Consider the following 13,624-nt stretch of genomic DNA (forward strand, 5'->3'; position numbering starts at 1 on the left):
AATGCGAGGCCTGGACGACCATCGTTCACCCACCCGAGGAGAGACATCATGAAGACCCTGAGTTTCCTGGCCACGCTCGCTGCGGCATCGGCCTTTGCCACAGCCGCCTTCGCTGCAGCACCCGTCAAGACGGTCGAAAGCGCCAAGGGCAAGGTGCTCGCCGGCGAAAACGGCAAGACCCTCTACACCTTCAAGAACGACAAGGCTGGCGTGTCCAACTGCAACGGCGATTGCGAGAAAGCCTGGCCACCCTTCATGGCCGATAGCAAAGCCAAGGCCGAGGGTGCATATTCGATCATTACCCGCAAGGACGGGATGAAACAGTGGGCAAAGGACGGCATGCCGCTCTACTTCTTCGTCAAGGACGCAAAGTCCGGTGACATCGCCGGCGACGGCTTCAAGGGCGTCTGGGATGTCGCGAAGCCCTGATGAGAACGGAAAGGGCGTGGCGGGAACCTCCCCCGCGCCCGATAGCTTCGAGGCGGAGGTGCTGGCGCTCCTCCCCTCGTTGCGACGCTATTCGCGCAGCCTCACCCGCTCGGATGCCGACGGCGAGGACCTGCTTCAGGATTGTGTCGAGAAGGTTTTGACCCGGCGCAGCCAATGGCGCGGGCTAAACCTGCGCGGCTGGATCCTCACCATCATGACCAATCTTTACCGCAACGAGCGGCGCCAGCAGGGCGGCCGCAGTTTCGTCGATATCGATGACAACAGCCATCTGCCTGCGGCCGAAACCGACAACGACCCGCTGCGGCGATCCCATCTGGAGACGGCGCTGAACAGCCTCGGCGAAGAGTATCGCGCGGTGCTGATGCTCGTCATCGTCGAAGGCTACAGCTATCAGGATGTCGCCGACATGCTCGATATCCCGATCGGCACGGTCATGTCGCGCCTGTCGCGCGCGCGCCAGAAGATGACCAGCCTGCTGAACGCAGACAATGTTGTCACGCTTCGGAGACCAAAATGAACGAACGCAAACCAACCGTTACCGAAGCGGACCTTCACGCCTTTGCCGATGGCCTTCTGCCGCCGGAAAAACAGGTGGAATTGCAGGCATGGCTGGCCGAAAATCCCGACGAGGCTGCTTCCGTGGCTGCGTGGCAGGCTCAGAACAATGACATCCGGGCCATGTTCTCTTCCTACGCAGTGTCAAAGGACCACGACGCCGATCTGATTTCCAAAAGCAGACGCACACCTTCTACCGAGACGATACAGCCACGGCGGAGTCACAGGCTGATGATGCTCGCCGCCTCGCTGGCGCTCTTCATCGCGGGCGCGGCGGCCGGTCATTTCGGTCCCGATCTCTTAGCACCACGCGAACTGCAGCTAACCTCGATCGAAGCCCTGCCGCAGCAGGCGCATTCGGCCTTCATCGTCTACGCCAGCGATGTCCGCCATCCCGTCGAGGTCGGCGCGGATCAGGAAGCGCATCTCGCCACCTGGCTCGGCAAGCGCATGAATGTCGCCGGCCTCAAGGTGCCGAGCCTGCAAAAGCTCGGCTTTCAGCTGGTCGGCGGCCGACTGCTGCCTGTCAACGGGACTCCCGGCGCCCTGTTCATGTATGAAAATGCCAGCGGTCAACGCCTGACCGTGCTGGTGGGGCGCAATAGCGGCAACACCACGACCAGCTTCCGCTTCGCCAGCGACAATGCCGTCGAGACCTTCTACTGGATCGACGGCGACCTCGGCTATGCCGTGACAGGCGAGATTTCGCGCGACATGCTGCGGCAGGTGGCGGACGAATGCTACAAGCAATTTTCGTCCTGACGCCGACGGGACACTTGCATAGCTGCTTAATGGTTGCTCACCATGAGGGCTAGTCTTTCTCCGTGTCGATAAAAATCGGCTTCATCGAATGCGGCATCGGCTCCATCCTCATCCTGAGGTGCGGAGGACGCAGACCGGAGCCTCGAAGGACGAGGATGGCCCGAGGAAGCTCATCCTTTAACGCTGTGGATCATTCTCCAGCGCAATCGGCTTGCCGTGTGGTGTTGCTTCCGCCGCGCGTTGCCAGCTTTGTTGCAAAGCAAGGATCACATCGGCATCGGCGATGCCCTTCGCGACCAGCAGCCCTGACAGTGCAGCCACCCAGCAATCGAAATAATCACTGCCGTCAGGCGCGCGGCCCGGCTTGTGCAGTTCCGTCGACAACTGCTCAGCCCATTCGCTCCAGGCAAACAGGCCCTTCTCATGCAAATGAACGGTCATCGCGAAAGCATCCGCCGCCCAGGGCTCGGGAAAGACCGGCTCGCCATCGGCCGACTTCGGCAATCCGGGCGATTGCGCCAAAGGCGAAACGACTTCACACGCGCTCAAGATAGCTCTCCCAGGCATCGATCGAGACCGTTAACGAGGGATCGGCACCCTCGCCCCAGATCTCGCCGCCATCGAAGACCACCGTATAGACCCATTGCGGATTTTCGCCGCGGCCGTGAGCGTTGTCGTCCGGGAAGACGAAAGAGCCCTGCACAGCCTCGACGACACCCGCCTTGGCCCGGGCATAGCGCGGCAATCTCGTATGGCCCGTCGGATTGAAATTCTTCGTCCGCACGTGATCGCCCACGGCGAAAAGCGGCGCTGAATCGAGCGGTCGGTCGCAAGGGCCGCCCTTGGCCAAGACGCCATCGACCATATCAGCCTTCAGAACGCGCTTCGGCATTCTGCCCTGTTCGATCGCGTGACCCGCGCGCAGCTCCTCGGCCGTGGCAAAGCCATGCCGCTCGAGCAACGTATCGACGGCGCGAGTCCAGATCTCGTAGTAGCTGGCGCCGAGATAGCTCGCCGGCGGAATGTTTTCGCGCGCGTGCCGGCTTTCATCAATATTCCAGGCACCGAAGGCGCCACAGGAAAGCGTGATGCCGAGCGCGCGCTTTTCCCATTCGGCGTGGAAATAAGGCTCATTCGGCTCCGGCGCGACAGCGCCGAAACCCATCTGGCCGCCAAGATCGTGCGGGCCGTTCATAGCGCGGCCTCCGGCGTTTTGGCAATTGCCGTTCCGATCATGGCATCGCGGCTGACGAGATCCGCGAGCGCCGCCTCATCCATGCCTTCGGAACCGGCCGGCCGCTCCGGGATCACCAGATAACGGAGTTCGGCAGTCGAATCCCAGACGCGGATCTTCGTCTCCTGCGGCAAGGTCAGGCCGAACTCGGCAAGCACGCCGCGCGGATCGATCACCGCGCGCGACCGATAGGCCGGCGCCTTGTACCAGACCGGCGGCAGCCCGAGCACGGCCCAGGGATAGCAGGAGCACAGCGTGCAGACGATCAGGTTATGCGTCTCCGGCGTATTGAATACCGCGCGCATATGCTCGCCCTGCCTGCCGGTAAAACCGAGGCTGGCAATCGCCGCCGTTGCGTCGCGCCGCAACCAATCGGCAAAATCGGGATCGCTCCAGGCCTTTGCCACCACCTGCGCGCCGTTGCGCGGCCCGACCTTCGTCTCATAGGTCTCGACGATACGGTCGATCGCCGCCGGGTCGATCAGCCCCTTTTCCGTCAGCAGCGTCTCGAGCGCCTTCACGCGCGCCTGCATGTCCGAATAGTGGTTGTCGTGGTGATGGTGATGATCGTCGTCATCATGCGAGTGTCCGTGGGACATGGCTGTCTCCTGTCTCTTTGCGACTACTTTAGCATCGGCCAGAGACTGAGCACCAGCAGGATAGCCATGGTTATGTTGAACCATTTGAGCCGGACGGGATCAGAAAGCCAGTCGCGCAGCGCCGAACCGAAGCCGGCCCAGGTCGAAACGCTCGGCAGATTGACCGCAGCAAATGCCAGCCCGACAAGAAGGACGGTGACGAGGTAGAGCTGCTCATTGGTATAGGTCGCCATGGCGGTGACTGCCATCACCCAGGCCTTGGGATTGACCCACTGGAATGCGGCGGCGCTGATGAAGCTCATCGGCTGCGCCGAGCCCTCGCTCTCGGTCAGGCTGCGGGACGTGCCGATCTTCCAGGCGATCCAGACGAGATAGGCGCCGCCGGCGAATTTCAGCACGGTATAGAGCAGCGGCACGGTGTGCAGCACAGCACCCAGGCCGAGTCCAACACCGAGCAACAGCGAGAGAAAGCCAACGCCGATGCCGAGCATGTGCGGAATGGTACGGCGGAAACCGAAATTCACACCGGATGCAAACAACATCATGTTGTTCGGCCCAGGCGTGATTGAGGTTGTGAATGCGAAAAGTAGAAGAGCCAGAAATGTATCCAGCGCCATGATGCCTCCTAGGACACCGTATCGTGACAGGGCGGCATCCAAAATTCTTCTTCATGCGCACAAAATGTAACGACGCATGGCCGTGCGACATTAGTTCGCCAGCCATACGAAAGCCATAGGGTGATTGTCACGGTGACATGACGGATGTCGATTGAAATCCGGTCGAATGCCCTTATCCTTCGGTTTTCTGCAGTGAGGAATGACCATGCGCGAACCCATCCCAACCGTCACCCTTCCTTCCGGCATCATGGTTCCGGCACTCGGCCAGGGAACGTGGAATATGGGCGAGAGCGCCGCGACCACCCGGGACGAGATCACCAGCCTGAAAACCGGTCTCGATCTCGGCATGACGCTGATCGACACGGCGGAAATGTATGCCGATGGCGGTTCCGAAGAAGTGGTCGGCAAGGCTATCGAAGGCCGTCGCGACGAGGTTTTTCTTGTCAGCAAGGTCTATCCCGCCAATGCCAGCCGCAAAGGCGCGGTCGAAGCCTGCGAACGCAGCCTGAAGCGCCTGAACACCGATCGCATCGATCTCTATCTGCTGCATTGGCGCGGCAACTACCCGCTTGAAGAAACGGTAGAAGCTTTCGAAGGTCTGAAGGCTGCGGGCAAGATCGAGGCCTGGGGCGTTTCGAATTTCGATGTCAACGATATGGATGAGCTGCTTTCCGTGCCGAATGGCGGCAATGTCGCCGCCAACCAGGTGCTCTACAATCTCTCCCGGCGCGGCATAGAATACGACCTGTTGCCCTGGTGCCAGGAGCGCAGCATTCCGATCATGGCCTATTCGCCGATCGAACAGGGCCGTCTGCTCCATCACCCGGAATTGATCCGCGTCGCCAAGACCTATCAGGCGACACCGGCCCAGATTGCCCTCGCCTTTCTACTGGAGCGCGACGGCGTGATATCGATCCCGAAATCCTCGAACGCCCAGCGCATCGAGGAAAACCGCGACTCGATCGATATCGACATCACGGACGAAGATTGGGCTATCCTCGACGCCGCCTTCCCGCCGCCGTCGCGAAAGAAGTCACTGGACATGCTGTAGGTTCAGGCAGCGGCCTTCTGCTGCGCGACGATCAGCTCGACCGCCCGAAAAACGTCGATCTCCCGCCAGTCTGCCGGATCGCGATAGGTCGGATAGAGCGAAAAGGCGGCGGCAGCGATCTGATCGACGGTCCGAAGCTTCGTTCGACGGCCGGCAAGCGCGGCCTTGGTATAGGCACCGAAATGATCCTCCGTCACACCCCAGCCGGCATAAAAGGGTGCGGCATAGCAGCGAACCGGGATGCCACGCAGCAACGCATCGAAACCGAATTGGCTGGAAACCGTCCAGACTTCATCGACGACGTCGAGGATCGATGCCACCGACACCTCTTCACCGACAAGGATTGCATCGCCTTTCGAAGCACCATCCGTAAGATACCCCTTACGAAGTCGGGCCATCACATCCGGATGGGTACGGATCAGGCATTGCGCATCGCTCGCCAGCCCGTCAGCAAGCATTTTCTCGAAAGAAGCCTTTGAGCCGAGTGCACGGCCGACGGAAACGTCGCCGACGACCTGGTCGACGAGCAGAATGCGGCGCTTCGTCGTTCGCTCAATGCTGGGCGGGCGATGTGGGAGATGATTGTATTTCGAAAGCCTGTTGAGAACGATCTGCTCGCGAATGGCGCGGCCACGCTCGCCTGCCTCTCCTGCGCCTTCTATCAATCGCTCAAGCCGCGATGGCCGACCGGCATCGACGGGCAAGCCAAGATCGTCAATGACGATCGACAGCGGAATGGCACCGGACTTGCCGAGCCCCATGGACCGAAGAAAACCATCCTCCAGATGCCAGTGTCGAAGATGGCGAAACCGCGCAACGCTGTCCGCTAGCTTCGCCGGCGCACGGCCACCCCAGGAGACGACACCGCCTATTCCAGGAGAGAGGACCGAGGCCAGTTTCTGCGAGCCAAAATAATGCCCAAGCCAGGGAAAATCGCCACGGACGAAGAACGCAGCGCCGAGACGCATATAATCAGGCGGATGCCATGGCTTTCTGCTGATCTCAAGCAAAGTCTCGCCGGCAAGGACTGCCACCATATTCTCCCGCTGCAAATATCATCGTCGACCGAAGCAAAAGATAGAGCGGTTCAGTGTTCCACGGAAGCACTGAACCGCTCTGATTTCTAAGGCGATTCCGAACGGCGAACCGGTCAACGACGCAGGCTCTTACATCCCTTGCGAGCCGCGGTTCATCGCGGCAATGCCGGTGCGGCAGACTTCGATGAGGCCGAGCGGCTTGATGATGGCGATGAACTGATCGATCTTCGAGGACTTGCCGGTGATTTCGAGAATGAAATGCTCGACGGTCGCGTCCACCACCTTGGCGTGGAAGGCATCGGCCAGCCGCAACGTCTCGGCGCGCATCTCACCGCTTCCGGTCACTTTCAGCAGCGCCACTTCGCGCTCGATCGGCCGCTCCTGGCCGAGTTCGCGGGCGCGCACCGTCAGATCGACGACGCGGTGAACGGGAACGATGCGCTCAAGCTGCGCCTTGATCTGCTCCAGCACCTGCGGCGTGCCGCGCGTTACCACAGTGATGCGCGACAGATGCGCCTGATGCTCCGTCTCCGAAACCGTAAGGCTTTCGATGTTGTAGCCCCGGCCGGAGAAGAGGCCGATGACGCGGGCAAGAACGCCTGGCTCGTTATCGACAAGCACCGAAAGCGTATGGCTCTCAGCCGCTGCGGTTTCGGGCGAAATGAAGTAGGCGGAGCCCGTGGGTTGAAGGTGTGCGTTCATTATCCTTGTTCCGTTTCCTCGGTTCTTGTTCGGTATGCCAGCGGGATCGGCTGGGGCATGGCAACCGCCGCGCCCCAGCTATCGATCAAACCAGCTGGCGACCCTTGGCGTCGATGGCGTTGGCAACCGCTTCGTCGGTCGCCTCGTCCGGCAGCAACATTTCATTGTGCGCCTTGCCCGAGGGGATCATCGGGAAGCAATTGGCGAGATTGGCAACGCGGCAATCGAAAATAACCGGCTTGTTGACGTCGATCATTTCCTGAATGGCGGCATCGAGATCGCCCGGCTTTTCGCAACGCAGTCCGACGGCACCATAGGCTTCGGCGAGCTTGACGAAATCAGGCATCGCCTCGGTATAAGAGTTGGACAGGCGGTTGCCATGCAGCAGCTGCTGCCACTGACGAACCATGCCCATGTACTGGTTGTTCAGGATGAAGATCTTGATTGGCGCATTGTGCTGGATCGCAGCCGACATTTCCTGAATGCACATCTGGATCGAGGCATCGCCGGCGATGTCGATGACCAGGCTTTCCGGATGTGCGATCTGAACACCGAGTGCTGCCGGCAGGCCGTAGCCCATGGTGCCGAGGCCGCCTGAGGTCATCCAGCGGTTCGGCTGTTCGAAGCCGTAGAACTGCGCCGCCCACATCTGGTGCTGACCGACTTCGGTCGTGATGTAGGTATCGCGATGCTTCGTCAACTCATAAAGACGCTGGATCGCATACTGAGGCATGATGACATCGTCGCTCGGCTTGTAGGCGAAGGAATTGCGCGCGCGCCAGCGGGCAACATCGCCCCACCAGTCACCCAGGCGCTCCGCCGCCGGCTTCTGCGGCAGCGCACGCCACAGGCGAACCATGTCTTCCAGAACATTGCCGACATCGCCGAGAATGCCGACATCGACACGGACGTTCTTGTTGATCGAGGACGGATCGATATCGATATGGATCTTCTTCGAGTTTGGCGAGAAGGCGTTCAGGCGGCCGGTAATACGGTCGTCAAAACGCGCACCGATACAGACCATGACGTCGCAATCGTGCATCGCCATGTTGGCTTCGTAGGAGCCGTGCATGCCGAGCATGCCGAGCCAGTTCTTGCCGGATGCCGGATAGGCGCCGAGGCCCATCAGCGTCGAAGTGATCGGGAAGTCGGTCAGCTCGACCAGCTCGCGCAGCAGCTTGCAGGCTTCCGGGCCGGAATTGACGACGCCGCCGCCGGAATAGATGACGGGACGACGGGCATTCTTCATCAGCTCGATCGCCTGGTTGATCTTGTTGAGATCGCCCTGGATCTTCGGCTGATAGCTCTTCTGGACATGATGCGCTTCCGGCGGCGTATAGGTGCCGGTCGCAAACTGGATATCCTTCGGGATATCGACGACGACGGGACCCGGACGACCCGATTGCGCGATGCGGAAAGCTTCGTGAATGACGGCCGCCAGCTCGTTGACGTCCTTGACCAGCCAGTTGTGCTTGGTGCAGGGCCGCGTGATGCCGACGGTATCGCATTCCTGGAAGGCGTCGGAGCCGATCAATGTCGTCGGAACCTGGCCGCTCAGGCAGACGAGCGGGATGGAGTCCATCAAGGCATCCTGCAGCGGGGTGACGGCATTGGTCGCACCCGGACCGGAGGTGACCAGCATGACGCCGACCTTGCCGGTGGAGCGGGCATAGCCTTCGGCCGCATGGCCGGCGCCCTGCTCGTGACGGACGAGAATGTGCTGGATGTCGTCCTGCTGGAAGATCTCGTCATAGATCGGAAGCACGGCGCCGCCCGGATAACCGAAAATGTGTTCGACGCCGTTGTCCCGGAGCGCCTGCAACACGATCTCCGCGCCTGTCATTCGATTGCCGCTCGCCTGATTATCTGTGCCGGTCATACGTTTGTTCCGCTTGTCTGCTGGAGGTTTGGAAAGATGAAATCTCGATTTCGGGCATAAAAAAAGGCCCCTTAGGGAGCCTGTCATCTAGCGCATGGGTGGCTATCGCCGGATGGTTACACCATCCTGCCCATGCGCCTTCCCACCACGATAAGAACGATCGAGTTTTTCATGGGCCGAAGTGATAGACAGAAAATTTCGAAGCGTCAACGCGTGAAGCAATAAAAAATCGCGGCTTCTCGTAAGCCGCTTACCCTCGGTTAAGATTCGAGCCGATACTCTACCCCTGATTTTAGACCTCTTTCAACTTACTCACGCAATGAGATTCAGTGATGTTCGAACGCATATTGGAAAAACACCTGGAACCTACTCAAAACATTACGTTAGAGAAAAATGAACTTATGTTCCGCGGCATGAATGTTCCGTCAGTAGATGGTTTGCAGGCCGATATAGGCAACAATCTTTGGGTGTACAGAACTGAGGTTGACGCAAACCAATATGCATCGGCATTCGACCCAAAGAAACGAAATACACCCGTCATCTTCGTCTATCAGACACGACGGAAGCTCGAACTTGCGGCGTTAAAATTAGGGGAAGCTACGCGTGAACTAGTCATGTCAAATCTGCTCCAAGGCTCTCCGCAGATTTTTCAACGAGACAAGCTCTTACCCACTCTGGAGCGGATGTTGCGACGCAACATCGACGGCTTTTACGATTTCCCTACCGACGAGATATTGGTCAAAAAGGGCCTATTAGCTCATTGCAATACAAGATTTCCACGCAGTCGCTGACAACTGACGAGGCATTTATTTTAAAAAAGCAGGCACAGCAGACAGCATTTTATTAAGCCACCGTCTCTATGCTCCAGCCACTAATGATTGGGGTAGCTGTTTGCTGAATAACGATCTGCAGACATCAGGTAACGCTGGAGATCTTGATCGCCGCGACAGATTGAAACCGGGAAATCGCTTCCTCGGTCGCGTCGTCGCGTGCAATGGCTCAAGAGCGACAATCGCCGCCGTGGCCGAGGCCGGCGGCACGGACCTGACCGAACTCTGGTCGGTCGGCCGGCTGATTTCCATCAGCGTCGGCAAGAACCGCGTGGCCGCCCTCGTCTATTCGATGAACACGCAAAGCGTCGGCTGGGGCGAAGGGCAGGACAATCTCTTCCGCATCGAAGTCGAATTGCTGGGCGAGGTCCGCGTCGGCCCGGATGGCCGCGAGGAGTTTTCGAGCGGGATATCGGCCTACCCCTATCTCGGCGCCATCGCACACCGTATCCGCGCCGCCGACCTCATGCGCATTTTCGATGCCGGCAAGGGCAGCAGCTGTGTCATCGGCAAGCTGACGCAGGACGAAAGCATCGACGCTGCCATCCACATACCCTCGATGCTGGCGAAGCATTTCGCGGTCGTCGGCTCGACAGGCGTCGGAAAATCGACGGCCGTCTCGCTGCTGCTGCACAAGGCGATCAGCGCCGATCCGAAACTGCGTGTGCTGATCCTCGATCCGCATAACGAGTTCGCCGCCGCCTTTCCGAAGCATGCCGTTGTTATCGACACGGATACGCTCGACCTGCCCTTCTGGCTGATGCGGCTTGAGGAATTCAGCGAAGTCGTCTTCCGTGGCCGCCCCGCGATACCGGAAGAGCTGGATGCGCTGCGCGATCTTATTCCCGAAGCCAGGCGCGCTTTCCGCGGCAGCGATTCAACCTTGATGCGCCGCCAGACGGAAAAGGCCTCGGTAACGGCGGATACGCCGGTCCCATACCGCATGGCCGATCTGCTCGCACTGATCGACGAGCGCATCGGCCGCCTTGAGGGCCGTCAGGAAAAGCCGCATCTGCGGTCGCTCAAGATGCGCATCATCTCGGCGATCAACGATCCCCGCTATCACTTCATGTTCTCCAACAATACGATCACCGATACGATCATGGAGACCATCGCCAAGATCTTCCGCATTCCTGGCGACGGTAAGCCGATCTGCACCTTCCAGCTCGCCGGCATCCCATCGGAAGTCATCAATTCCGTCGCCTCCGTGCTTTGCCGTATGGCGTTCGAGCTGGCGCTCTGGAGCGACGGCGCGATCCATATGCTCGTCGTCTGCGAGGAAGCGCACCGTTATATCCCTGCCGATCCGAACCTCGGCTTCTTCCCGACGCGCCAGGCCATCGCCCGCATCGCCAAGGAAGGCCGCAAATATGGCGTTTCGCTCGGCATCATCACCCAGCGCCCGGGCGAGCTTGACCAGACGATCCTTTCGCAGTGCTCAACGCTCTTTGCCATGCGTCTTGCCAACGACCACGACCAGGAAATCATCCGCTCGGCCATCCCGAATTCCTCGATCTCGACGACCAGCTTTCTCTCATCGATCGGCAATGGCGAAGCGATCGCCTTCGGCGAGGCCATCGCAGTCCCGATGCGCATGCGCTTTTCCCAGGTCGAACGGCATTTGCTGCCAAAAGCCAGCGGCAGCGTCGCGAAAACCAGCGAGGATTCGCCGGATACGGTCGATCTGCGCACGATCATCGGCCGTATGCGCTCGATTTCCGGCCCCGATCTCGGCTCTCTGCAGCAGAACTACAATGCTGCACCGATGACCGATATCGGGGACGATTTCGACGATGTGCCCGTCCAGCAGACGACCCGGTATCAGGCGGAGCCGAATCCGCCGTCGATCGAACCCTACCGTCCCGACATGCTGCCGCGCACTGCCGTACCGCAACCCGCAGTTCCTTCGCAAACATCAATCGACAGCAAGCTTGCCGAATTGCGCCGCGAATTCCGCAGCGATGAAGGAGGCGCATGCTCGCTGCCGCCAAGGGAAACTGCCCCATCCCTGCGGCGGGAATCCGGCTTGTCATTGCGGGACAGCATTCTGAAGAAGCCCCTGAGCAGCCTTTACGACAAGGACTGAGGCCCTTCGCGAACTACGGGCTCAAGCGTTCCCAGCTCTCGTCCATCTGATTGCGGAACCAGGTCATCTGACGCTTGGCATATTGCCGCGTCGCCGCAGCCCCGTTTTCGACGACCTCGGCACGCGTCATCTCTCCCCTCAACATCGCGGCGATCTGCGCGACACCGATAGCCTTCATGACAGGCCTTTCCGGCGGAAGATCCAGAGCCAACAGAGCCCGCACCTCGGCTTCCGCTCCCAAGGCCAACATCGTCTCAAAACGGCTGTTGATACGCTCATGCAGGATAGCGCGCTCGGGCAGAACCACGATCTTTCGCGCGCGGTCTGGATCGATGATCATTGGCCCGGTCTTGCCCTGAAAAGCGGCGATGGACCGGCCCGTCGCTTCGAGCACCTCCAGGGCGCGAACGATGCGCTGCCCATCCTGCGGATTCAGCGTTTCCGCGACGGCATTGTCACGTTCCGCAAGCTCGCGATGCAGCACTTCCGGCCCCTCCGCCAGCAGGCGGCCGCGGAGCTGATTGCGGATATCGGGCGGAATCTCGGGCATATCGGAAAGCCCGCCCGTCAGCGCCTTGAAATAAAGCCCGGTGCCCCCGACAAAGACAGGCATGCGGCCCTCGTCGCGTAGTCGCTCGATCAATGCCCCGGCCTCGCGCAGCCAGACGCCGGTCGAATAGGCTTGGCCAGCTGGAACGTGACCGTAAAGATGATGCGGAATGCCTTCCATATCGGCTTCGGATGGCCGCGCAGTCAGTACGCGCAGGGTGTCGTAGACCTGCATGCTATCGGCATTGATAACGACGCCATCATGCGAACGCGCCAATTCTACCGCCAGTGCGGACTTGCCGCTGGCGGTCGGCCCGGTTATCAGGATCGCGTCGATATTGCTCATAGGGTTTCTGCTCATGGCCTTCGTTGCCACGCTTATTGCCAATCCGTCAAACCCCGTTCTTGTTCCGGCCATCGCAGAGAAAGCGGCTGAAGCCGTCAAGGCGTCCGGGCTTTACTGGCTGGCCGACGGCGTTGCCTGCGATATTGCGCTTCGCGACGATACGGACCCGCAGGCCGCGGAAGCCAATATTCTGGCCGTGATCGGCAGCGAGCCTATCGATCTGGTGATCCAGGAAGTAGACACCCGCCGCAAAAAGCTGCTGATTGCCGATATGGATTCCACAATGATCGGCCAGGAATGCATCGACGAGCTCGCCGCCGAAGTCGGCCTCAAGGAGAAGGTGGCCGACATCACCGCCCGCGCTATGAACGGCGAGATCGCCTTCGAGCCGGCCCTCCGCGAGCGCGTGGCTCTCCTGAAGGGACTACCGCTCTCCGTCGTAGATGATGTCATCGCCAAACGCATCACGCTGACACCTGGCGGTCCCGAACTCATCGCCACAATGAAAGCGAAGGGCTATTACGCCGCCCTCGTTTCCGGCGGCTTCACTGTCTTCACCAGCCGCATCGGCGCGACCCTTGGCTTCGACGAAAACCGGGCCAATATCCTGCTCGAAGAAAACGGCATCCTGACAGGCCTCGTCGAGGAGCCGATTCTCGGCAAGCAGGCCAAGGTGGATGCGTTGAACGATATTGCCGAAAAGCTCGGCATTTCCACTGATGACGCCATGGCCGTCGGCGACGGCGCCAATGATCTCGGCATGCTTCAGCTCGCCGGCGCCGGCGTCGCGCTGCACGCCAAGCCGACGGTCTCCGCACAAGCCAGGATGCGCATCGACCACGGCGATCTGACTGCCCTGCTGTACATCCAGGGCTATCGCAAGACGGACTTCGTTAAACCATAGAGCAGCGCAAGTCGCTGATATCG

At 60.1% G+C, this 13,624-nt stretch carries 15 protein-coding genes; 7 read left to right on the forward strand and 8 right to left on the reverse strand.

The features are described from left to right. Window positions 1-48 precede the first annotated feature (48 nt). From GA0061100_RS01495 to GA0061100_RS01505, 3 genes are read left to right on the forward strand one after another with little or no spacing between them, the layout of a single operon-like run. Entirely contained in the window at window positions 49-429 is a 381-nt protein-coding gene (locus tag GA0061100_RS01495) for a COG4315 family predicted lipoprotein (protein ID WP_075850848.1), read from the forward strand. Beyond that, window positions 413-967, forward strand: a complete 555-nt coding sequence (locus GA0061100_RS01500; protein WP_075850849.1) for an RNA polymerase sigma factor — start codon at window positions 413-415, stop codon at window positions 965-967. Before GA0061100_RS01495 ends, GA0061100_RS01500 begins: the two co-directional genes overlap by 17 nt. Next, window positions 964-1,767 carry an anti-sigma factor family protein gene (locus GA0061100_RS01505; protein ID WP_075850850.1) on the forward strand — a complete coding sequence of 268 codons (804 nt, stop codon included), beginning with the start codon at window positions 964-966 and terminating at the stop codon, window positions 1,765-1,767. Before GA0061100_RS01500 ends, GA0061100_RS01505 begins: the two co-directional genes overlap by 4 nt. Window positions 1,768-1,944: 177 nt before the next feature. Here GA0061100_RS01505 and GA0061100_RS01510 read toward each other — a convergent pair whose 3' ends face one another. From GA0061100_RS01510 to GA0061100_RS01525, 4 genes are read right to left on the reverse strand one after another with little or no spacing between them, the layout of a single operon-like run. Further along, entirely contained in the window at window positions 1,945-2,316 is a 372-nt protein-coding gene (locus tag GA0061100_RS01510; RefSeq protein WP_075850851.1) for a nitrile hydratase accessory protein, read from the reverse strand. Next, window positions 2,303-2,962, reverse strand: coding sequence for a nitrile hydratase subunit beta (gene nthB, locus GA0061100_RS01515; protein ID WP_075850852.1), 660 nt, complete (start codon window positions 2,960-2,962; stop codon window positions 2,303-2,305). The genes GA0061100_RS01510 and nthB overlap by 14 nt, the downstream gene beginning before the upstream one ends. Beyond that, entirely contained in the window at window positions 2,959-3,600 is a 642-nt protein-coding gene (gene nthA / locus GA0061100_RS01520; protein ID WP_075850853.1) for a nitrile hydratase subunit alpha, read from the reverse strand. The genes nthB and nthA overlap by 4 nt, the downstream gene beginning before the upstream one ends. Window positions 3,601-3,623: 23 nt before the next feature. Beyond that, complete coding sequence (locus GA0061100_RS01525) at window positions 3,624-4,217, reverse strand: LysE family translocator (protein WP_075850854.1); 594 nt, start codon at window positions 4,215-4,217, stop codon at window positions 3,624-3,626. A 205-nt stretch (window positions 4,218-4,422) separates the two neighbouring features. On the opposite strand from GA0061100_RS01525, the gene GA0061100_RS01530 reads away from it, so the two are divergent. After that, window positions 4,423-5,268 carry an aldo/keto reductase gene (locus GA0061100_RS01530; protein WP_075850855.1) on the forward strand — a complete coding sequence of 282 codons (846 nt, stop codon included), beginning with the start codon at window positions 4,423-4,425 and terminating at the stop codon, window positions 5,266-5,268. A 2-nt stretch (window positions 5,269-5,270) separates the two neighbouring features. On the opposite strand, the gene GA0061100_RS01535 is transcribed toward GA0061100_RS01530, so the two are convergent. From GA0061100_RS01535 to GA0061100_RS01545, 3 genes are all read right to left on the reverse strand, one after another. Further along, window positions 5,271-6,302, reverse strand: coding sequence for a capsular polysaccharide export protein, LipB/KpsS family (locus tag GA0061100_RS01535; RefSeq protein ID WP_083961277.1), 1,032 nt, complete (start codon window positions 6,300-6,302; stop codon window positions 5,271-5,273). Window positions 6,303-6,434: 132 nt separating this feature from the next. Continuing rightward, complete coding sequence (gene ilvN / locus GA0061100_RS01540; RefSeq protein WP_075850857.1) at window positions 6,435-7,007, reverse strand: acetolactate synthase small subunit; 573 nt, start codon at window positions 7,005-7,007, stop codon at window positions 6,435-6,437. An 85-nt stretch (window positions 7,008-7,092) separates the two neighbouring features. Next, window positions 7,093-8,886: an acetolactate synthase 3 large subunit gene (locus GA0061100_RS01545; protein ID WP_075850858.1), complete on the reverse strand. Its 1,794-nt coding sequence runs from the start codon at window positions 8,884-8,886 to the stop codon at window positions 7,093-7,095. Window positions 8,887-9,218: 332 nt separating this feature from the next. Here GA0061100_RS01545 and GA0061100_RS01550 point away from each other — a divergent pair, with 332 nt between their 5' ends. Both GA0061100_RS01550 and GA0061100_RS01555 read left to right on the forward strand, forming a co-directional pair. After that, window positions 9,219-9,677: a hypothetical protein gene (locus GA0061100_RS01550; RefSeq protein WP_075850859.1), complete on the forward strand. Its 459-nt coding sequence runs from the start codon at window positions 9,219-9,221 to the stop codon at window positions 9,675-9,677. Window positions 9,678-9,777: 100 nt separating this feature from the next. Beyond that, window positions 9,778-11,802: an ATP-binding protein gene (locus tag GA0061100_RS01555; protein WP_075850860.1), complete on the forward strand. Its 2,025-nt coding sequence runs from the start codon at window positions 9,778-9,780 to the stop codon at window positions 11,800-11,802. A gap of 13 nt (window positions 11,803-11,815) precedes the next feature. On the opposite strand, the gene miaA is transcribed toward GA0061100_RS01555, so the two are convergent. Next, entirely contained in the window at window positions 11,816-12,697 is an 882-nt protein-coding gene (gene miaA / locus GA0061100_RS01560; RefSeq protein ID WP_425298635.1) for a tRNA (adenosine(37)-N6)-dimethylallyltransferase MiaA, read from the reverse strand. Window positions 12,698-12,710: 13 nt separating this feature from the next. Between miaA and serB the strand changes: the two genes are divergently transcribed. Further along, entirely contained in the window at window positions 12,711-13,601 is an 891-nt protein-coding gene (serB, locus tag GA0061100_RS01565) for a phosphoserine phosphatase SerB (RefSeq protein ID WP_075850862.1), read from the forward strand. Window positions 13,602-13,624 lie beyond the last annotated feature (23 nt).

Origin of the sequence: Martinezella hainanensis, from assembly GCF_900094555.1 — a bacterium.
Lineage (GTDB): Bacteria > Pseudomonadota > Alphaproteobacteria > Rhizobiales > Rhizobiaceae > Rhizobium > Rhizobium hainanense.

Coding starts and splice junctions, on each gene's coding strand:
- GA0061100_RS01495 (WP_075850848.1), top strand. CDS start 49: ATGAAGACCCTGAGTTTCCTGGCCACGCTCGCTGCGGCATCGGCCTTT.
- GA0061100_RS01500 (WP_075850849.1), top strand. CDS start 413: ATGTCGCGAAGCCCTGATGAGAACGGAAAGGGCGTGGCGGGAACCTCC.
- GA0061100_RS01505 (WP_075850850.1), top strand. CDS start 964: ATGAACGAACGCAAACCAACCGTTACCGAAGCGGACCTTCACGCCTTT.
- nthB (WP_075850852.1), bottom strand. CDS start 2,962: ATGAACGGCCCGCACGATCTTGGCGGCCAGATGGGTTTCGGCGCTGTC.
- nthA (WP_075850853.1), bottom strand. CDS start 3,600: ATGTCCCACGGACACTCGCATGATGACGACGATCATCACCATCACCAC.
- GA0061100_RS01525 (WP_075850854.1), bottom strand. CDS start 4,217: ATGGCGCTGGATACATTTCTGGCTCTTCTACTTTTCGCATTCACAACC.
- GA0061100_RS01530 (WP_075850855.1), top strand. CDS start 4,423: ATGCGCGAACCCATCCCAACCGTCACCCTTCCTTCCGGCATCATGGTT.
- ilvN (WP_075850857.1), bottom strand. CDS start 7,007: ATGAACGCACACCTTCAACCCACGGGCTCCGCCTACTTCATTTCGCCC.
- GA0061100_RS01545 (WP_075850858.1), bottom strand. CDS start 8,886: ATGACCGGCACAGATAATCAGGCGAGCGGCAATCGAATGACAGGCGCG.
- GA0061100_RS01550 (WP_075850859.1), top strand. CDS start 9,219: ATGTTCGAACGCATATTGGAAAAACACCTGGAACCTACTCAAAACATT.
- miaA (WP_425298635.1), bottom strand. CDS start 12,697: ATGAGCAATATCGACGCGATCCTGATAACCGGGCCGACCGCCAGCGGC.
- serB (WP_075850862.1), top strand. CDS start 12,711: ATGGCCTTCGTTGCCACGCTTATTGCCAATCCGTCAAACCCCGTTCTT.